Below are 20,738 nucleotides of genomic sequence, written 5' to 3' on the forward strand. Positions count from 1 at the left end.
TTGAAAGGAAGGAATCGGTTAGTTCAGCAGATTTACTGTAACAGCCCCGGCTTTGCGGATGCGTACGTTGTACACTTCCGGCGCACCCAAGGCTTGGATATATTCCTTGTAAGCCGCCGAATGCTCCTTGGGAATCAAGGCCATGATCACGCCAGCAAATCCGCCCCCGTGCACCCGGCAGGCGCCGTCGCCAATCGAGTCGATGTACAGCTCCGTCAAAGCCAAGTATACCGTAATCGCCTGGGAAGCGGGAGTGGAAGCCTGGTAGCAGTTCTGCAGCCACTTCCACGAGGAGTTGCCCGAAGCGGTCACCTGCCGCAGAAACTCGGACACCTGGCCGCGCTCCAGTGCTTCAATCTGCCGGTCCACCCGGTCATTTTCGGTGAAGAAATGCAGCGAGCGCAGCAGCGCCCGGTCCCCGGCGGCAGCCCTGACCGCCTGCACGCTGCCGAGCACATCCTGCTTCTCCACCTGCCGCAGCACAGTTGCGCCAAGCTCCTTTGCCACCGCTTTCATCTCCTGCGGAATCGAGGAGTACTCGTCGCTCAAGTCGGCATGATTTTCCCCTGTAGCCACGATCAGCAGATCGTATCCCTGTTCGATCGGGCTAAAATCGATTTCCTTGATTACCGGCGACCCTACCTCACGGAAGTCGATCGAGATTAAGCCGCCATATCCGCAGGCCGTCTGGTCCAGCAGCCCGGACTGCTTGTTCCACCGCTGGTTTTCAGCGTATTGACCGATCCGGGCAACAGTGACGATATCCATAGCATTCCCATTATAGAAATAGTTCAAAATGGTCCCAATCAGCATTTCAAACGAAGCGGAAGAGCTGACGCCCGCCGCGCTGATCACATTGCTGGTCAAGCAGATGTCGACTCCGCCGATGGCATAGCCAAAATGCTTGAACCCTTCCAGGATACCCTGCACCAGCGTATAGGTACTGGACGGATTGGACGGATCTACCTGCGCGTTCAGGTCGATCACGAACTGCTCGTTGTAAGTCACGCTGTGAATGCGGACTTTGTTGTCTTCGTTTTTTGCGGCAGCTCCGACACAGTCCATATTGATGCTGGCAGCGATTACCTTGCCCAGATTGTGGTCGGTATGGTTGCCGCTGATTTCCGTCCGGCCCGGCGAGCTGAACAGATAGACATCCCCTTCGCCGTAGCTTTGGTCGTACTGCCGGACCAGCGCCTGATAGCGGTCTGCCTGCAGACGGGTTTCGCCGGGCTGATTTCCGTATAATTCTCCCAATGTATGTTGAAACGCTTCCGATCCGATCCATTGCATCGTTTCCTGAATTGACGGCATTTCGCGACTCCTCCTCGTAATTTGCGGTAAAACGGACAGTCTCCGTCCACATGCTACCGCAAGTCGCGATTTTGTACTATGCAGAAAAGTAACTTCTATATGGACGGATATGACGTTTCGCGTGCCTTACCCTTTTAACGCGCCTACCATTACGCCTTTGACGAAGTATTTTTGCAGAAACGGGTACAGCAGCAGAATCGGCGCCGTCGTTACTATAATTGCGGCGTATTTCAGCGTTTCGGCCACATCCCGGCTTTGGATCAGTGTCGTTGTACCGATCATGTTGGCATTGTCGTTTTCCAAAATAATATTGCGGACCACAAGCTGAATCGGGAACAAGTCCTGATCCCTCAGGAAAATCATGGCGTTAAACCAGCTGTTCCAATGTCCCACGCCGTAGTACAAAATCAAAACAGCCACCACCGGCATGGACAACGGAATAAAGATGCGGAACAGGATCGTAAAATGGCCGGCCCCGTCCAGAAACGCCGATTCCTCCAGCTCTTTGGGGATCGACAAAAAATACGTCCGCATAATGATCAAATTGAAGGTGCTGACCGCTGTCGGCAGAATGAGCGACCACAGGGAGTTCAGCAGCCCGTAGGATTTAACGATCAGAAAAAACGGCACCAGCCCGCCGCTGAAAAACATGGTGAACACGATAAAAAACATAATCGGCTTCTGGAGCAGCACCCCCTCTCGGGACAAAAAGTACGCCCCAAGTGCGGTTAACGTCATATTGATGGCCAGTCCAATCGTCAGGATGAACAGGGTATTTTTGAAGCCCTGCATAATGGTCGAATTGCTCAGCACCGCCTTGTAGCCCTCCAGCGAAAAGCCCTGCGGCCACAGAAGAACGCCGTTAAAAGAAATCAGGCGGTTCCCTTCGCTTAAGGAAGAAAACAGGATATACAGCATCGGATACAGCGTCAAAACAATTAGGATTAGCATTATCAGCACATTTACGATGTCAAAAATGCGTTCTCCCAAGGTAGGTTTGATCATGTTGTTCCCCTCCTTACCACAGACTGTTTTTGCTGGTGCGTTTACTGAAATAGTTGGCCAGCAGCAGGATTGAGAAGTTGATGACGGAATTAAACAGGCCAACCGCGGCGCTGTATCCGTAGTTAAACTCCAGAATGCCTTTCCGGTATACATAAGTGGAAATCACATCGGCCGTTTCGTAAACACTTGGGCTGTATAAAAGAACTATTTTTTCAAACCCGATGTTCATGATATTGCCGAGCTGCAGAATCAGCATGATCATAATAGTCGGCAGTATGCCGGGGAAGGTAATATGGCGGATCTGCTGCAGTTTGGTCGCCCCGTCGATTTTTGCCGCTTCGTACTGCTGCTGGTCGATGCCGGAGATGGCCGCCAGGTATATAATCGTGCCCCATCCGATTTGCTGCCAGATTTCGCTGATCACGTAGATCGGCCGGAATGCGCCGGGCTGCTGCAGGAATGCAATCCGTTCGCCGCCGAAAAAGGCGATGATATCGTTAATCAGCCCATCTGACAGCGTGAAATAGCGGATAATGCCCGCAACAACAACAAGCGTAATAAAATGCGGCATGTAGGTAATCGTCTGCGTAATCCGGCGGAACCGCGAGCTTTTGATCTCATTCAGCAGCAGCGCCAGGATAATCGGCGCGGAGAAGCCAAACAGCAGGTTGGTGAAGCTGAGAATAATCGTGTTTTTGATTACCCGCAAAAAATAAATGCTGGAAAAAAACTCCTCGAAGTGCTTGAAGCCCACCCATTCGCTGCCCAAAATACCTTTGGACGGAATGTACTGCTTGAAGGCGATAATGGCCCCGTACATCGGCACATAATGGAACATCACGTAATAGACGACCACAGGCAAAATCATGAGATACAGCCATTTATTGCGAAGCAGGTCTTTGCCCAGCTTGGATTTCAACAATCAGTTTCACTCCTTCCAGATCCCTGGGGTCCAGTCCCCTGGGACGACAAGCTTTGGGGGTGCCGGCCGGTTCGTCAGCAGCTCCGTGGGCGCGGCCCAGACGATCCGCCGGCTGCACAGGCAGCAAGCTTCGGGGCGGCTGGGGCAGCAGCGCCATGGGCGCGGCTCAGCCGATCCGCCAGCTGCAGCGGCGGCAAGCTTTGGGGCTACCACTGGTCCCGGCAGCCCCACGTCAAATTTACCGTTTCAGGTAACGCTCGTAAGCCGCCTGCTGAATCTCAATGGCGCGTTCGATGCCCATGTCTTTCATTTTTTGAATATAGCCGTCGTAGCTGTCCACCGGTTCGCTGCCCATGATGATTTTCAGCTCGGCCTCACGGATCAGCGCGTTGATGTCGTTCATGATGCTGCTCATTTCATCCGCTTCCTCCGCCGTCGGCGTGATCGGCGGCAGCAGATGCTGTTCGTGGTTGGTTTTCTTCCAGACGTCCAGCGCTTCGGCGGTTTGTTTGTATTTTGCCGGCAGGTCATTGTCCTGCTGAATCATCGGGAAATTCGTGCCGTGCGAATATTTCATCATCACCTGGTCGCTGCCCAGCTGCTCGGGGTTGTTCACGACCAGATCGGTGTACACCGGTTTGCCGTTCTCCAGGTTGTAGGTGACGCCTTCAATGCCGAACGTATTCAGCATGCTTCCTTCCCCGGAGTAGGCGTAATCGAGCCACCGCATCGCCGCTTCCACATTCTCCGTGGTTGCGGAGATGGCCGCCGAGCTGGTGCCGGCATACGCGTTGTCCAGCTGGCCGAATTCAGGCAGCGCCCCTTTGGAAGCCGCCGGATAAGGCGCGGCGACAAAATTCGCCTTCGGGTCGGTCTCCTGAACAGCGGCATTATATTTCTCCACGTAGAACTGCCAGCCGATGGTGGCGCCGCTTTCGCCTGACGTCATTTTTTTGTCGACGGTTGGAGAATCGATGGAAGCGAAGTCCATGTCAATCAGGCCTTCCTTGTACCACTGGTTCATTGTTTTCAGGTAATCCTTATACCCCGGCTCCATATAGCCGTAGACCACTTTGCCATCATTCAGATAAAAGTTACCCATGACGTTGAAGGCGCCCGCGAAGCCCCCGGTCCGTTCGCCCAGGAACATCGTGCGGAAGGTAACCGGCGCGCTGGCGTTTTTCTTTTCCTTAAAAGCGGTCAGGACAGTATGCCATTCGTCGATGGTCTCCGGCACGTCCAGCTTCAGCTCGTCCAGCCAATCCTTCCGGATAATTGGACCGCCGTACACCCGCCCGGCCTCCGAACGGATAAACGGAAAAGCGTAATACGTTCCGTCGTCGGTTTTGATCATTTTGTCGATTTCCGGATTCTCCTGCAGCGTCTTTTTCAAATTCGGGGCGTATTGGTCGATCAGATCGTTCAGCTTCAGAATGTAGCCTTGTTCCACCGCCCGGTCCGGACCCCCGGGATACTGCAGCCAGGTGTTCAGGAAAATATCGGGAAGTTCTCCCGAAGCGAGCATCAGGCTGAACTTCTGATCGGTCATCGGGGTACCGCCCAAATGCTTGATTTTGATGCCTGTACGTTTCTCGTATTCATCGTCGATCGGCAGACGCTCCGGCGTGCCCCCCAGCTGTTCATTCATAAAGGTAAGCTCCACATTGCCGGGCATTGGATAAGCAAAATCCTTCGTTTCCGTATTGCCCGCCGTGGAATTCGCAGCGCTTTCATTACTTCCGTTGTTTGAGCTGCCGCAGCCGGCCGTAATCAGCGCCAGGCCCATGGTCAGCAGAAGCAGACTTTTGAACTTTCTTTTTTTCATCCGTGTGGTCACAGGTCATTACCCTCCATCTCGGTATAATCTTGCGCGCACCTTAACTGTATAGCGGGGGCCCTTTACGGAACAATCCTCATTATCCGAAACGGATCGCGAAAAACGAAAAAACAGCGCCAGGCCTAAGGTTGCCCGCCGCTGTGTTGCCAAAATGAAGATCGATTTCTCTTATTGTAGATTTTTATATCGTCCGGGCGTGATCCCTTCATATTTCTTGAAAACGCGGATAAATGCGTTGCCGCCCGAAAAGCCGACGCGTGAAGCGACCTCTTCGATGGTGCCGCCTTCCTGCAGCAGGCTTTTGGCCGCGTTAATCCGGACCTGGCTGATATAATCGTGCAGCCCCTGGCCGGTCTGTTCTTTGAACAGCCTGGAAACATACTGGGGAGCGAGGCCAAACTGCGCGCCGATCATCGAGACGCTCAGATTCACATCGCCATACCGCTCGCTGACAAAAGCAGAGACTTCTTCCCCGACGCGGGTGCCCGACAGCTCCGTCAGCTTCTGGCGGACACTGCCGCACGCCGCTATAAGCATGCCCAGCAGTTCCTCCCGGAATTCCTCCCGCGTCGTGCAGCTGAACAGGCGTTTCATCGGGCGCCACTCGTCCCGGGTAGATAGCGGCCGCGCTTCCTGGGGCACCGATTTCATAATGGCGCTCGCCAGATCAATCATCGCACATTTGACTAGCTCAATCGGCAGAGGAGACGCAAAAATTTGATCCAAAACCGTATCCAGCTGCGCTGCGGCGCCGTCGTGATCGCCCGTTTTGATTAAGTTAACTAATACCACCTCGTCGTTAATCGACAAATAAAATTCCGTGTCCGCCGGTTCGATGTCTCCATACCAGAGCGACAGGTTTTCCCGGGAAATAAGCCGGTACTCCTGCACTTCCAGCGCTTGAAGATACGCCTGCTGCAGATGGCGGATGCCCGTATGCGGCTCGCTGCCTGACATGATTAGACTAAGCGCATATTTTTGTCCGATAAAATCCAACGTTCCGGCGAGAGCCTCTTCGACATCCTCTTTCCATTTATCCTTGCGTCCGGCCGAAATATTGACCACGCAGGCCAGCACGCCGTCCATTTCCGTAAAGCTGAGCCGATGACGGTCTTCCAACAGATCATTCAAAATATTGGAGACGATAAAATGCGACATGCTCAGAGTTGACCCTGCATTCTCCTTCAGCGGCTGCACCTGGAACAGCAGCACGGCGAAGTCGTCGGTCGTCCAGTTAAAATGATGCAGCCTTGCCGCATCCTCCATGGACAAGCCCTCTTCGGCCTGCCCTTTGAGCAGACGGGCCAAATAATAGGTCTGCAGCACGCGCATTTGCTTATACTGGCGGCTGCTAATATCGTCGCGTTCGCGCAGGGCGGCGAGCACGCTTTTACGAATAAACGAATATTCATCCAGCACCCGGTGTGTCTCCTCATCCTTCGGTACGGAGAATACGTTGACCAGTTCACGGACGGGGTTGTAATTTTTACGCGCAAAATAGATGATGACTAGGCCGCCGATCAAAAAACACGCCAGCAGCCCCAAACCGTTCATGTTACGGATCTCGCGGGCCTTCTCCCAGAACACGCCGGGGGGAAACACACTGACGTATTTCCAGTCCGTCGTACCGGAAGTCATGTGGGCAACCAGGCTGCCCTGATCCTCGATCTCACGGAAGGAGCCGGCCGCCGCTGCCTGCTCAATGCCAGCAATGCTGCCGGCGGAATGGGAGCCGGACTGATTTTCTTTTTGGAACAGCACTTTGTTGTCGCTGCCCATAATGTACACGTCGCCCCGCTTTACCCAGTCGACATTTTGCAGCATATTGTTGACCTTGCTTCCGTTGAGCAAAATCATCAGCATTCCCTTTAGCGATTCTTCGGATTGCAGTGTGGTCAGCGGTTTCATCAAAACGACGCTGTCGCCCCACCGGTGAAACGTAAGGGTGGGCATTCGCCCGTCCCGCTCCAGCGTTTCCCCCCGGATGTCGGCCATCCATTCTTCGTAAGAAATACCGATCCACTGACGGCTGTTTTCATAAAATGTCCGGCTGTCCGCATACGTCTCGTCCGTCAGCAGCTTGTCCAGCTTGCCGGAGTACACGTAAATGCCTTTGACAAAATCATTGTTCGTCCGGTACCGTCCCAGCTCCTGGCGGAGCCGGTAGATTTGAAACGCTTGGCTTTTTTCGCCCGAGGACTCAATATTCAAAAACTTCGCCGTCTCGTTGTCGATGGACAGCTGCATCGCAAGCTTCTCCGCCTGGCTGACTTCACTGTCGATCATGTACTGCACCTGCTTCATCATGGCCTGTCCCGCCCGCTGGATCTCGTATTCAACGATTTCCTTGGTCTGCACATAGATGATAGCGCTCACAATCAGCGGAATCAGCATGATAACCGCGTAAGAGACAATCCATTTGAAGGCGACGCTGCTGCTAAACATAAATCGTGTCCGCATCATAAGCTGCACTCCCCGGAAGGCGATTGGGACTTGTGTGCCGCGGCTGCCAGCCGATGCTGACGGGCCGATGCCGCATGGACAATCACAGTCCTTGTATATAACAAACTCTATACATCAAACACTTACGAACTCTGCATCCAACGAACCTACACTTAAGGTTAGCGGAAACACAAAAATTGTAAAGCCTCCTATCGGCATGCTTATCCGGGACGGTTGTCCCACCGGGGCTTGCGATACGAGGCTGTGGGTTGTTTTTGTAAAAGGGGGCCGCATTTTGCGGCTGAAGGGCCGCTCTGACGGGGAAACCCGAAACACTTGTACTGCTGAGCGCAGCTTCGCCGCTCCTGCGGGCAGTTGAACCAAGGGTACTGCTGAGCGCACCTTCGCCGCTCCTGCGGCTCATTTGGACTTCCGGTCGCTGTTGTTTTCGGATTTCTTTATTAGATGAAGTCCTTACGCAGTAGAAATCCGAAAACAAAGGCGAACGCGTTCGCTCCTACAGTTCCAAATGGCCTCCGGATCGGCTTCGCCTCGAGGGTGAGGCTCAACCTACCACAGCTTCCATAGGTGACCGGGTGTGCAGACGGTCTACTCCCCCACCGCAATAGATCAACCAAAAAGCAGGCCCGTGCTGCCTCTCGCCTCTTGGCGCAGGCTGCTACGCCGCTTCACAGCACCCGAAACACCGGACGGTCTTCGACATAATAAACGGGCAGTCCGGGGAAGCGCTCGGCCAGCTCGTCCGTCAGCAGCCGCATTCCCGGCGCTTCACTTTCGGCATGGCCGAGCATGATCAGCGCCTTGTCTTGGCCTTGATGCACAGCATCTCTCACGTACTCGGGCGTTTCCCACTCGGGTCCTTCTCCGGCGATGATCAGATCCACATTCTCTTTGTGGAACAGCGGGACCGCCGTGCGTCCGCCGCCCCGGTAACCTACGAGAAAGCCGATCCGGGAGCATTCCATTTCCGGGTCTCCGGCAGCGCGCAGATAGCTGATACCAAGCGACTTTTTCATATGCTCCGCCGCTTCACGCAGCGGCACGGGGGGAATCTCGGCGATGGACCAGGCTGGCTGTACATCTGTGACGAAGGACTCCCAGCCAAGCGCCGACACCAGACCTTTCGTGATTCCGTCGGGACGGACCCGGTGGATGCGGTCGTGGTAGCGATACAGAAGAATTCCCGACTGTTCGGCCAGCTCTCTTTTTTTCAGGTAAACAGGATCGTCAGCGAGCCATTCCCGATCATCCTGATGGCTGAAGTATGCGCCTTCATGAGTTAGGATCAGGTTTGCTCCCAGAGCTGCCGCCTGCCCGATCACATGCTGTGATGCAACAAACGAGGTGACGATGCCGCGTATTTCGGTGTCAGGCGAAGCCTCGTACTCCAAGCCGTCGACGGTTGGCTCGCCTTTCGCCATCCCCTCCGTCAGCACTTTTGTTATATCTGCTAAAGTGTACATCCCGGAAATACCTTCTTTCTGGTCAGCGTGCTTGCCGTCCTTCCGCTGTATGAGAACCGGGACGGCGGTTTATTTTTTCATGCTAGCACCCTGAAATCGTCCGCACCATGGACAGATCGTGTAGAGTTTTACCCATTTCGGGCGTTAAGGCGAACAGAGATCGAGCAATTCACGATACCGGATACCACCCGGTACTACTTCGTTTTTTCCTGTTACGGTGTTCGTAGGTTCCGGCAGTCCAACTTATTATGGGCCAAGAGGAGCCAATTCTGCTAGTTTGGTTATTGCTAATGCAGTCGGTCGGAGTTTGTAGGCCAAGCCCTAATTGGGGTCCCGCTAACATACTTGACGATTTCCAGCGTCCTGATAAGCTGATCCAGGGGGCGGGAAGTGACAATAAAGGCCGTGGCTTCAGGCAGTGCCAGAAGGCTTCGTTTTCCATTCCATTCTGACAACCCAGGTGCAAGTTAGCCTGAAGCACGAAGTATGCAAAGAGAAAAAGAACTTCCGGAATCCGGAAAGGCTCTTTTTAAGGCTGATCGGTCACTCTCGATCTCCAATTTTTTGGATGGTCCGGCTGTGCCGGGTTCGATTGGTCTTTGTCCAGAATCCATGTGTTGCCGATCTTGACGGCTGTGACCTTGCCGGCCGCGCAAAGATTCTTTATATAGGCAGGTGACAAGTCCCATCGTTTGCTAGCTTCATCAACGCCCATAATATGTTCCAGCGGGTTCATTTTCTGTTCATCCTTGCCGTTTTCCAGTTTAGCCAAAGCGTGGCCATTGAAACTAACATCGTGACGATCTGTAGAACGATCAGCGTTTTGATCAGCATGGCGCTCCCTTCCTTTCCTTGGCTGAGTGTGCTAGAATGGGGGAAGAATAAACGTTAGGAAGGGCGGGGGCCAAATCCCGACCCTTCCCCGGAAAGCTATCCTTTCCGGTGGCGTTTCTTGGCTGATGGCTTCACCCGTTTGCGGCGGGTGGGGCCTTTTGCTTTTTGTCGGGCTGTTTGCCATTCAAACAGGGCTTTCATCAGTCCGAGGACTGCCGTTAGCGTCTGAAGACTGGCAACCGTTACCGCGACTCTAAGCAATTGTTCATCAGTCAAGGGAATCACCTCCCTTCCTAACACCTTAATTATGTCATATGCGATCACGCATGTATAGTACAAGATGTTTGCCCGACCAAACCTGCAGTTTCACGGTGAAGGAGATAAACAGCCCAATAATGAAACCGTCTGGCACGAAAGCCATGCTAATGCACAGGCAAAAGGGTATATAGCAGGATTTTGGACGGGAGAAAGAACGTTTGACGGAAAAAATCGGCATATAGTTATGTCGCGATTAAAAATAATGCCTGAAATAAGACAGAGCCGATAACCGTGTAATACGGTTATCGGCTCTGTGTCTGTACAGCTAGCTGTTTGACATGGTTTATCAGCAGCCTCTCGGTTAGGTCACTTGTTGCTGGTCTTCCTGATCAAGTGCACGCCATCGTATGCCAGACTTTCCACATTTGCAGCCTTCTGCAGGATGTAATGATCAGAAAAGTTCTTCGTATAGTCTGTAACAAGATTTCGCATCTCCATAGCATCCCGTTCGCCTCTGAGTTCCTCATTAACACCGGTAAACACGATGTCGCAGTAGTCTAAATGCGCAACACGATCAACAGAAAAATAATAGGTTTCCCTGCTATTGTTAGCGCCAATGATCGCATTCATGTTGTAGTTGGGTTCACGAAACAGCAGCAGGAAGGGCTTTTTAAGGTCGCTATCGAGAAGACCAAACGCACCGCTATCCAAGCCAATCCCGCAGGTGAACCGGTCGTCGTCCCGGCACACCATCGCCGTCGTGAGCCCTCCATAAGAATGTCCGACGATGCCCATGCCGGTGTCTAAGAGCAATCTGCCTGTAAAGATGGACTTCAGCTCTTCAGCGTCCAGTTTGTACAGATAATCGGCTACAAACCGTACATCTTCTGCCTGTAACTCACTAAACTCTGTTAACTTGGCAAGTACCGGGAGTGCAAGCACGTTACGGCACATCTGAACGGCCGTTTCATCGTCAGGCCGCATTTCCATCTTACCAGCCAGCACCAGCATCTCGGGATCTTCAGACAACGCTCTTATGGCCTCCGAAAAACCGTTGGACACATTAAACAGGCGTCCGTCTTTACGTTTATACATCGTACTATTCGGATGGCCGATGCTTACCACAACATATCCCATACTGGCCAAGTCCGTACAGAGCACTGTCCCCCATTCCGGAGAACCGCCCCCGCCGCAGACATAGAATAACACCGGATAGCGCTTTTCCTTTCTGGAGAGAGCAAGGTCGTCGTAACACTGGGTCTTGATATCTATAGAGAAAAAACCCTCCCCTTTAAGATACGCAGTGACAAGTGGCTGCTCCTTTAACATCTCGTAGACTTCAGGAAACATATATGTTGATGTAGTTTTACCTTCGTTACTGTCAGACGGATAGTACACAAACGCTGTCAGCTCTCTTTTTGAATGATCTGATGCCGTATACTCAAAATCCATCTGGGTTCGACCGACAGTATAGCCGCCAATTGGTTTTGGAAATGCGTCATAAATTTTCATATTCTTGTCCCCCTTTAATTAATAAAAGTGGCGAATGTGAAATATATATCTACTCCTTGGCTTTCTTGAGACCGCTAACAATCTCATAATATTTATGATCTTCAACCAGCCCATGACTCATAAAGTCAGCAAAGTATTTGCTAATCTTATGTTGCAGCTTAGAGTCCTTAATATCGAATTCCCTAAAAAACATGACTAAATTAAACTGCATGGACTCAAACATAAAAGAAATCAGGTCATCGTCAATATCAGGCCGGAGATATCCATCAACCCTCATTCGGCGCAAAGTGCCTTTGATTAAGGGGAATGACTCGCCCTTTAGCACATTCAGGTATATTTTAAGCAAAATATTCTCAGGAATGTACAAAAGTGTTTCAGTGAGTTTGATTTCCAACTCGTTCAGCGGCTCGGTCACAATGTCATTAACGTTATCAAATAAGCCAGCAAGGAAAAACTGGAAAATGGATTCTTCATTACTGTTTTTAAAATATGCAGCTCTTTTCTGGGTCACATTACGTACCAAGAGACAATAAAGGTCATCTTTGTCTTCAAAATACCGGTAAAATGTTCCGGGGTGCATGGACAAACTATCCAAAACCATCTTCATAGTTATATCCTCGTAAAGATTATCAACAAAAAGATGCATAGCGCTATTAGCTATTTCTTCGCGCCTTGCTTCATCTAAACGAAAGAAAGTATTTTTTGGCATAGATTCCTCCTTAACGAGGGGTATGAATTGATTCACACTATATCTGTAATCAATTCACACGTCAAGTAGTATTGAAATATTATTGTCATAAAAGATTAGAACCATTGCCTACTTCCTAAGAGATAAATTAATGGAGTTGGTTTGTTTTTTAAGTGGAGGACTTGGTGATTTCATTTAAATTAGAGGATTTTTCGGATTACAAAGCTATTTCTAAAATGATTGGTCTGTGATGTAAACGGTCATAGACCTATTTTTTAGATAGTTCAAAATAATTAAAATCTGCCACCATATAAATCTCAAACTAACATCCCTTCCTTTGAACCTACCGCGCCGTCTCGATATAAAAAACGGCTCAAGGATTTATCCTTGAACCGTTGCAGACATTTCTTCAAAGCTTGCATTCAGGCTTTTGAGCTTCAATGCCCGAAAAACATTATCTAACGTTTTTTGTTCAACATTCCCGCTTGCCGACTCGATCAACGAAATTCGTTTTTGAGTCGTCCCCGCCAAATCGGCCAGCTGCTGCTGGGTCAAATTCAACTGCATCCGTCTTGCAAAGACCATATTTCCAATACTCACGGAAAAGCTCTCCAGGTATTCCTGAACCTCCGAAATCTCTCGGGCTTTATCCATGAAGTCCTTATAGTTTTGGCCTAATGGCTTAGTCATGTTTACCATCTCCTATTAACGTAATGTGTTCCTCGGGATGGGTCAGAAAATGCTGATACACCATTTCAGCGTCTTTTGCAGCACGCTCAAACGCAGGGTCCTTCGTCTCAGGCTTAACCACACAATTAATAAAAAACAGAATTTGATTATCGCCTACCACGTGTTCAAAGAAAATGGCCCGGAAAGCGCCAATCCCTCTCCAATTAATACGAAATTCAATCAGCGGCACATGTCTTTCCAAATTCTTAACTAATTTAATCGTATACGGAACGCCATCTTCACGGTGGGTCTCAAAATACGTCTTGAACGCGTGCTGCAAGCTATACTTCTCTAAAAATTCAAACCCGCGTGTGATGAACAATAGTAGCTGTAGCTTGATCGCATCCGTTTTCGCCTCTTTAACTAACTGGTCAAGAAATTCTGACATCGGGATTTTTCCCGTCACCGGGTGAGTCATAAACTCAATTGTTGTCTTCATTATATCCTATACGACATAAATACGCAAACGAAACGCCTTATGCCTTCCCCTCTCGAAAGTAATAATTTTAGATTAAGCGCCCTTCTAAGCTGAGCATGGGCGGCAAGTGACAACAAAGGCAGCGGTTTCCGGCATGGCCTGAAGGCTTCCTTTTCCGCTCTTCCGTGCCGCCGGATCCCCCATTCGGAATAGAGCCGCAGCGATTTTCCAGCGGGTCGCTTCCGAATTCGCATCCCTGATTCAGGGGGTTGTCCGCGCTCATTTCTTCACTAGCTCCATCACAGCCTTAGCGTATTCTTCATTTGTGATTTTTCCGAAAAAATACTGAAACAGCAGTTCCTTTTCTTCAACATTCAGATCTGCACCTTCGAAACTTGCCGATGCATTCACTTCCTTAAAGATTTTTTCGAACTTCTCCCTGCTCCAATTGTTCACACAATCACCCCTTAGCTTCAATCCCTCTGGTTCCCGTTGGTTTCGAATCCTTTTTTTCCAAGCTGACCTTCTGCAGTTCAGACTCCTCTTCCTTCAGAAGCTCCTCATAGTTCCGCGTCTTTTTTTCTTCAAAGTCTTGCATTAATCTCTTCACTTTCATCATTTAATTTCCCTTCCTACATTTTCATTGTATCTTGCGCTGTCATCACAGCGGCTGTGGTACGCATCTAGCATAAACTCTCTAACTTCTACAGATAGGAGAGGCTAAAATTCCCTTATAGTTCCAATATACCGGTTTCCTGAAATCCTGTGTATGTCATTAATCGCTATACAGTGGTAAAAAGGTCTTACCTCTTCGGGCAAGTCAACAACTCCTTAACTTAATCGCTTAAGCTATTGACTCTTCCCCCGCCAAAATGTTAATCTTTAGAAAATTGCCGGATGGGAGACGGGATTGTTGAAAAAGACGACGATGAAGGACATCGCCTTGCGGGCCAACGTATCCGTTGCGACCGTGAGTTATGTGCTGAACCGAGTGGAGAATCAGACTATTCCTGAAAAAACACGGCGCCAGATCCTGGAGCTGGCTGAGGAGCTTCGTTATATTCCTAACTTGGCAGCCCGCTCGCTTGCGAATCAAAAAACCGGTCTGGTAGGCGTATTGGTCCACAAGTCGGGGCAAATGCCCTATTGGAAGTTGCATGCCCAACTTGTCTTTATTCATGCCCTGGAGCAGCGGCTTACAGCTGCGGGTTATCATACGCTGCTTTTTTCTCTGGATGGTGACAACCCTACGCTGGATATAATCGTCGAACGCAAGCTGGAAGCTGTATTTCTTATTGATGTAAAGGAAACGTCCTTCTACTCGATTTCCAGACATTTTGTCGAAGGGGTTCCCCTGATTCTGATTGACAGCATGCTTGAGGATAAGTTGTTCAAACAGGTGGTGTTCAATTACCGCTCAGCGCTTGAAAAAGCCCTGCCGGACGATCTGTCGCAGGTTTGTTTAATTATGGAAAGCTTCAATAACTTGCTGCTGGCCCGTTATATTCGCAGCAGTGTTCCTTTGGCTGATGATGCGGTCTTCGAAGTCCGCAATCTTCAGGATTTGATTTCAGCAACGGATCACCGGCGCTTCAAGCATGCAATTGTGATTAATGAATTCATTGGCAGTTATATCGAGAAGACGGCCAGCTTTGAACGCCTCACTGTAATCTGTACTTGTAATTCTCCGGAAATGTTGGGGGAACACGTAGAGAAAATTCTTTTTCATGGGGATAAATCAGAAGTGGCCTTTGATCTTATGCAGAAGCTGTTGGATCATCCGGACGACTCCGGGGAAAACATTAACTGCTATTATGTTGGCTAATTTTTTTTACAGTTTAACTTAAACGCTTAAGTTGAGAGGAGAATAACAATGTCCGATCCGGTTTTGGCCAGACAGGAGGCTTCTGCTTCTGCTTCTGCTTCTGCTTCTGCTTCTGCTTCTGCTTCTGCTTCTGCTTCTGCTTCTGCTTCTGCTGCCCCTGCCCCTACTTCCCCAAGCTTATGGGCCAACAAAAAATTTCTGCTGCTGCTTTGTTCCTTTTCCATTTCTCAGTTCGGCAATACCTTTCACAATATCGCCTTGAGCCTTTGGGTGCTCCAGACTACCGGCAGTGCCAAGTTGATGGCTGTACTGACGATCATTAACCTGCTGCTCAGCTCGCTTGTCGGGTCTATTGGCGGGACTTTTGCGGACCGGATGAGCCGGAGAACAATCATGCTGGTTACGGACCTGATCAGCACTGTGCTGGTTGCGGCGCTTGCTCTGGTGATCTCTGTCCCTTCGTCTTCTTTCCTTATCGTAGCCGCGCTTACAGCGATGACCACCGTTTCCGCCCTGTTTCAGTCGCCTGCCTACCAGTCTTCCATTGTCACCGTTGTCGGCAAAGAGCATGTCCAGCAAGCCGTTGGACTGCTTAACCTGTCGGAAAATATTTGCCGAACCGTCGGCTTTTCGGCGGGAGGAATTTTTGTAGCAGCCTTTGGTGCAGCGGACGCGATTTTATTCGACGCCTTCACGTTTGTTGTCTCCTTTCTGCTGGTCCTTGCCGTGCGTTCCCTGCCGATGCCAACCCGCGTCAATCAAGCACCCCAAGAGAAAAAGAAGTTTATTCAGGATCTGGGAGAAGGCATGCGGTATATCTGGAGGTTTCCTTTTGCCAAGGCAGTGATCATTATGCTTCCGACACTTACGCTATTTTTTATGCCATCGCTGATGTTGACCCAGGTCATGGCCGTCAAGGTATGGAAGTCCAGTCCGTTCCAGTTCGGACTTATGGAAGCTTGCATCCCGCTTGGCTATATGTTGGGTTCAGGCCTGATCCTCCTGCTCGGGTCCAGAATCAGACGGCGAGGTTTTTGGATTATGGGCGGTTTGCTCTGTATGGGCCCGATGTACATCCTGCTATCCTTCATCACTTCTGCTTCCGCAGCCATTCCTGTCATTTTGCTGATCGGACTCACCTTTTCGTTCTGCACTCTGCTGATCAACACCATTCTCAGGCTGGAAATTTCGGAGGAGCTTCAGGGCAGAGTTTTCGGCACGCTGAGTTCGATTATGAGTGTAGCTCCGTCGCTTGGCCTAACCATCGTCTCCTATCTCTCGGATCATTTCAGCCCCGGCCCGGTTATGGCCTCTATTGGATTGCTGCTGTTCCTGTTTGCCTTATATGCCTCAACCAAACTTAAGGTTATTCGAACCTATAGGTAGCTCTAAGTCGCTGTAACGCATTTCTTTTTTATCTCCCGAAAAAAGCAAACCTCCCCTGCCCCGCCCTAACGGGGGCGTGGCAAGGGAGGCTTGGCAAGGGACATTCTCCTGAGGGCTTCTCCCGGAACTTGAATCCGGAGTAAAAAATCAAGACTTAATTCGTAATCGTCACATTCCCAAACACGGCTTTGTTCCCCGAGTCATCCCCCGGATTACTGAGCGCCAGCCCGATATATACCTGACGGTTCATCAGAATCTGGACGGTTCCGACCGTGGTCCAGCGTTTTCCGTCGGACGAAACCGCGCCGGTGAAGGCATTTCCCTTCCGGGTCAGCTTCAGCCATTTGGGAACCGAGGCATCTGCTGTCTGGTCAACGGTGCTGCCTGTAGTCTCCGCGCGATACTGGAAGGTAGCGCCGTTTTCGGGAGTAATCATCATGTCCGCATGTTTCGCATCCCGGCCCAGCGTCTCCCGGATCATAACGCCGGCTTTAGCCCAACCGCTCATACGGTCGGTGGACCGCACCTGCACAATGATCTCCGTGTCGCCCTTCACAGGTTGATACACAAAGTTCAGCTGATCCGATCTTCCCCAAATATCCGTCGAGCTGCTGCTCATCGTAAATTGCTTTTTGGAAGACTGGTAGGAGGCGTCTCCCGGCGCCGAGCCAATATTTCTTGCCTTCCAGCCGGCTGGCAGCTGGGCCGGATAGTCCTGTTCCTCCGGTGTCGACCAGTCCGGTGTCGGCCAGGTTACACGTTCATTAATTTTCGCCAGCTCAGCTTCAGGCCAGGCTCCGTAGGAGAAAAACGATAAGCGTTTCACACCCGGATAATTTTCGCGAATGCCTTGATAAACCTCCTGATATTCATCATCGGTCCAATCATTATCCAGGGTTGGTACAATTTCCGCCGGCGTGCCGCTGATCCGGTCGCTCGTATCCTTCAGGATGCCGTACTCGGTGCTGTAAACCCAATCGCTGTTAAAATCCCAGTCGTCAAAATAAGCCATCGGCGCAACAAAGTCGATCTCTTCCTTGAATTTGGCTACGTTTTGACCAACCTCTGTAAACTCCGGCGGCAAAATATACACCCCAAGCTGCACCTCCGGATTCGAGGACTCGGAAATATCCTGGCGGATATCGCCTACGTACTGTCCGATTTGATCCGTCCGCCATTCATTCCACTGCTTCCGCTGCGGCGAATCCGCCTCAAAATTAATGCTGAGCGGGGAATACCCGAACTGTGCTTTATATTTGGCCACGGTGTAATCGCTGACGTCCATGTTGTAATTGTCAAAACGAATCCAGTCCAGCACTATGCCGTCAACCGGATAATTTTCAATCACTTCCTGAATGATGGAGCGCTCATACTGCTGCACTTCATGATGGAGCGGATTGACAAAATATTCGCTGCCATTGGAGCCTGTAAACGGCTTCCGGACCCCGTTAACCAGCGCCTGCATCTGCCATTCTTTGTGCTTCAGGAAAGCCTCCTGGTCATGGAACTGCGGAATCCAGGCATGGACTTTGATGCCTGCGGCATGGGCTGCGGTAATGACCTCCTGCAGGGCATCAAAATTTTCGTAGCCTTGCGCAACCGGAGCGATCTCGCTGTCATAAAACACCCGCCCGGACGGAACCTCATCGTCTTCATCCTGCTTCACGTTCATGCTGATGACATCCACGCCGTAGCGCTCGGACATCTCAATAAAAGCCTGAACATCCGCTGCATTCTTAAACTGGTTTACCGTTCTTACAATGACCTCCGTTTCAAAAGGGGGATTGCTCCCCTCCTCGGCCTTGGCCGGAACGGAAGTGCCGATCATCGAGAAAATCAACACGAGACTTAACACCGCTGTGAACTTTGTTCTCCATGCAAATGTCATATGTTCGCCTCCATAATCGTCTTATTGTATTTCAAATTATTTCGCATATAGACTGAACTTCGGTAGCACAGGTGAAGCGGAGCTGTCACTGCGGCGAATTTTGGCTTCCGGCCCGCTGTTATTTTCGGAGTTCAGCGCTGCCCAGTATAGGCTGAACGAAAGACGTACAGGTAGAGCGGGGCTGTCACTGCGGCAATTTGGGACTTCCGGTTGCTGTTATTTTCGGAGTTCTTGAATGGAAGTTCCGGATAGCGGTAGAACTCCGAAAATAAAGGCAAACGCGTTCGCTCCTCCATCTCCAAATTGCCTCCGTGCCATCCCCGCCATCCTGTATTTCAGCCGTTCAGTCTGTATAGAACGTAGAACTCCGAAGACAAAGGCAATCGCGTTCGCTCCTCCATCTCCAAATTGCCTCCGTGCCATCCCCGCCATCCTGTATTTCAGCCGTTCAGTCTGCATAGAACGTAGAACTCCGAAGACAAAGGCAGCTGCGTTCGCTCCTGCAGCACCAAAGGGCCTCCGTGCCTGCTCCTCTTTCCTGTCTAGCCATAGTTCAGTCTAGTTCGCGTTCATTTTCTTGACGTTTTCCTGCCACTTTTCCGTTTTGTATTGAAGCAGCTTATCCAGGCCTGCTTTTTCAGCGTTCTTTTTGGCCGTCTCCAGCGCCGCCAGCACTTCTTCATCCGACTTCGCCTGCACCATTTGCGCAAAACCAAGAGTATGGATATCATGAATGTTTTGGGCGATGATGCCGGTCTCCGTTTCCGGAACCGGGTCGGTGTTCACAAATTCCGTGATGTCTAAAGCGGTTTTCCAGGTCACTGTGGACTGCGCCACCGTTTCCCACGATTTCTGGTTGTCGGACAGCGACGCCTCAAGGCTCATTTTTGCCGTATCGATAAAGGTGGTATTGCCCGCCCAGTTAAAATCCTCGAATTTCCGCATCGTTTCCGTCCGTTCGTTGGCAGGAGTCGTCTTGTATTTCTCGTTGGGAATCGGCGCCCCGTTGGCATCCTCTTCATCCCAGTACAAACCTTTTGGACCAAAGAACAGCACCTTTTGCCCCTCCGGGCCTGTTATCCAATCAAAATAAGCAAAGATGGCTTCCGGGTCCTTCGCCTGCTTTGTAATTACATTGACGTTCCAGCCCAGCGTTTCAAAGCCGCTTACAAACACCTTGTTTTTGTCCAATCCGGCTTTGTGAACCGGCCAAATAATTTCATATCCGCTGTCCGGTTTGCTTGCTGTCAGCGCCCGGTGCCCCTCGGCTCCGTACGTAGTGATATTGGATTCGACCATAACCGCCACCCGGCCGGTATTCACCTTTTCCTTGACCGCATCCTGTGTTTGCTGCAGCGCATCCTGGGTAATCAGCCGTTCACGGAACAGCTTATTGGTATACAGCATCATTTCCTTGAAAGCGGGATCGTCATAGATAGGAAGCAGCTTGTCGCCTTCCGGATATCCCAGGAGCGAGATGAACTTGCTGGTGGCATTTTCCTTAAACCCGCCATACATAATTTCAAGTCCCGCGCCCTTTTCACCCACTTCAAGCGGGACTACATCCGGGTACTTGTCTCGCACCTGGAGCAAATATTGATACAGGTCGTCGAAGGTTTCCAGCGCCGGTCTGCCAAGCGCGTTGTATATCTCTTTATTAACCATCCAGCCGCCGTTGCCGAATTGCCCCGAGGTATACCAGTTCGGGATCTGATAGATTTTGCCGTCCTCGGACCGCAGCAGGTTCAGGGTGGATTCCTTTACATATTTTTTGAAGTTCGGGTATTTCTCATAATATTCATCCAGCGCAACCAGCCTTCCCGCCTGCACCAGCCGTTCCACCGTTGCTCCCCTGTCGGTAAAAATCACATCCGGCAGATCGCCGCTGACAATCAGCGTGTTCAGCTTTTCCGCGGACGCCCCGCCGGACTGCACCGGCTCCACCGTGACCTTCCGGTTCTCCTGAATCCATTTGGTCGCCTCATTTTCTCCCCAAGGCGCCGTCGTAAGCCAGTCATAGTTTCCATAAAAGCTGAAGGTTACGGGCTTGATTCCGCTGCCGTCATCTGCGGCTGCTTCAGTGTTCGAATTGTTCTGCGAAGCGTCAGACTTACCGTCTCCGCTGCAGGCCGTGACGAACAGCAGCATAGAGACCATCAGAAGCGATACCCATTTGAACCGATTGGACATGAATTC

18 protein-coding genes are annotated in these 20,738 nt (G+C 50.8%); 2 read left to right on the plus strand and 16 right to left on the minus strand.

The genetic code is table 11. The annotated features are described in order from the left end of the window. Window positions 1-18: 18 nt before the first annotated feature. The 14 genes from ACE6ED_RS15685 to ACE6ED_RS15750 all read right to left on the minus strand — a co-directional run bounded on the left by ACE6ED_RS15685 (window position 19) and on the right by ACE6ED_RS15750 (window position 14,062). Window positions 19-1,314, minus strand: coding sequence for a galactokinase (locus ACE6ED_RS15685; protein WP_410828131.1), 1,296 nt, complete (start codon window positions 1,312-1,314; stop codon window positions 19-21). Window positions 1,315-1,440: 126 nt separating this feature from the next. Further along, window positions 1,441-2,319, minus strand: a complete 879-nt coding sequence (locus ACE6ED_RS15690) for a carbohydrate ABC transporter permease (protein ID WP_410828132.1) — start codon at window positions 2,317-2,319, stop codon at window positions 1,441-1,443. 13 nt (window positions 2,320-2,332) lie between these two features. Next, on the minus strand, window positions 2,333-3,187 hold the full coding sequence (locus tag ACE6ED_RS15695) for an ABC transporter permease (protein WP_410828212.1): 855 nt from the start codon (window positions 3,185-3,187) through the stop codon (window positions 2,333-2,335). Between the two features lie 292 nt (window positions 3,188-3,479). Beyond that, complete coding sequence (locus ACE6ED_RS15700) at window positions 3,480-5,066, minus strand: extracellular solute-binding protein (protein WP_410828213.1); 1,587 nt, start codon at window positions 5,064-5,066, stop codon at window positions 3,480-3,482. 180 nt (window positions 5,067-5,246) lie between these two features. Beyond that, window positions 5,247-7,541, minus strand: coding sequence for an AraC family transcriptional regulator (locus ACE6ED_RS15705; protein WP_410828133.1), 2,295 nt, complete (start codon window positions 7,539-7,541; stop codon window positions 5,247-5,249). Between the two features lie 668 nt (window positions 7,542-8,209). Then, complete coding sequence (locus ACE6ED_RS15710) at window positions 8,210-9,004, minus strand: Nif3-like dinuclear metal center hexameric protein (protein WP_410828134.1); 795 nt, start codon at window positions 9,002-9,004, stop codon at window positions 8,210-8,212. Between the two features lie 529 nt (window positions 9,005-9,533). After that, window positions 9,534-9,740: a hypothetical protein gene (locus ACE6ED_RS15715; RefSeq protein WP_410828135.1), complete on the minus strand. Its 207-nt coding sequence runs from the start codon at window positions 9,738-9,740 to the stop codon at window positions 9,534-9,536. 194 nt (window positions 9,741-9,934) lie between these two features. Further along, a complete protein-coding gene (locus ACE6ED_RS15720) occupies window positions 9,935-10,114 on the minus strand; it encodes a hypothetical protein (protein WP_410828136.1) in 180 nt (59 codons plus the stop codon). Window positions 10,115-10,462: 348 nt separating this feature from the next. Then, the gene (locus ACE6ED_RS15725; RefSeq protein WP_410828137.1) at window positions 10,463-11,608 is read right to left on the minus strand and encodes an alpha/beta hydrolase; all 1,146 of its coding nucleotides are present in this window, start codon (window positions 11,606-11,608) and stop codon (window positions 10,463-10,465) included. A 49-nt stretch (window positions 11,609-11,657) separates the two neighbouring features. Further along, entirely contained in the window at window positions 11,658-12,317 is a 660-nt protein-coding gene (locus ACE6ED_RS15730) for a TetR/AcrR family transcriptional regulator (protein ID WP_410828139.1), read from the minus strand. A gap of 360 nt (window positions 12,318-12,677) precedes the next feature. Continuing rightward, a complete protein-coding gene (locus tag ACE6ED_RS15735) occupies window positions 12,678-12,986 on the minus strand; it encodes a helix-turn-helix domain-containing protein (RefSeq protein WP_410828140.1) in 309 nt (102 codons plus the stop codon). Continuing rightward, window positions 12,979-13,464 (minus strand): hypothetical protein, encoded by a 486-nt coding sequence (locus tag ACE6ED_RS15740; protein ID WP_410828141.1) that lies wholly within the window; start codon window positions 13,462-13,464, stop codon window positions 12,979-12,981. The genes ACE6ED_RS15735 and ACE6ED_RS15740 overlap by 8 nt, the downstream gene beginning before the upstream one ends. A 258-nt stretch (window positions 13,465-13,722) precedes the next feature. Next, window positions 13,723-13,899: a hypothetical protein gene (locus tag ACE6ED_RS15745; RefSeq protein WP_410828142.1), complete on the minus strand. Its 177-nt coding sequence runs from the start codon at window positions 13,897-13,899 to the stop codon at window positions 13,723-13,725. A gap of 4 nt (window positions 13,900-13,903) precedes the next feature. Further along, window positions 13,904-14,062 carry a hypothetical protein gene (locus ACE6ED_RS15750; protein ID WP_410828143.1) on the minus strand — a complete coding sequence of 53 codons (159 nt, stop codon included), beginning with the start codon at window positions 14,060-14,062 and terminating at the stop codon, window positions 13,904-13,906. A gap of 309 nt (window positions 14,063-14,371) precedes the next feature. Here ACE6ED_RS15750 and ACE6ED_RS15755 point away from each other — a divergent pair, with 309 nt between their 5' ends. Together ACE6ED_RS15755 and ACE6ED_RS15760 are read left to right on the plus strand one after the other, a co-directional pair. Next, window positions 14,372-15,268 (plus strand): LacI family DNA-binding transcriptional regulator, encoded by an 897-nt coding sequence (locus ACE6ED_RS15755; protein ID WP_410828144.1) that lies wholly within the window; start codon window positions 14,372-14,374, stop codon window positions 15,266-15,268. Between the two features lie 48 nt (window positions 15,269-15,316). Beyond that, window positions 15,317-16,654, plus strand: coding sequence for an MFS transporter (locus ACE6ED_RS15760; protein WP_410828145.1), 1,338 nt, complete (start codon window positions 15,317-15,319; stop codon window positions 16,652-16,654). A 154-nt stretch (window positions 16,655-16,808) separates the two neighbouring features. Here the strand turns inward: ACE6ED_RS15760 and ACE6ED_RS15765 are convergent, their stop codons facing one another. After that, complete coding sequence (locus tag ACE6ED_RS15765) at window positions 16,809-18,542, minus strand: family 10 glycosylhydrolase (RefSeq protein WP_410828146.1); 1,734 nt, start codon at window positions 18,540-18,542, stop codon at window positions 16,809-16,811. Between the two features lie 558 nt (window positions 18,543-19,100). Then, window positions 19,101-20,732 carry an extracellular solute-binding protein gene (locus ACE6ED_RS15770; protein WP_410828147.1) on the minus strand — a complete coding sequence of 544 codons (1,632 nt, stop codon included), beginning with the start codon at window positions 20,730-20,732 and terminating at the stop codon, window positions 19,101-19,103. Window positions 20,733-20,738 lie beyond the last annotated feature (6 nt).

This window comes from Paenibacillus nanchangensis (assembly GCF_046543445.1).
Classification (GTDB): domain Bacteria; phylum Bacillota; class Bacilli; order Paenibacillales; family Paenibacillaceae; genus Paenibacillus_AQ; species Paenibacillus_AQ nanchangensis.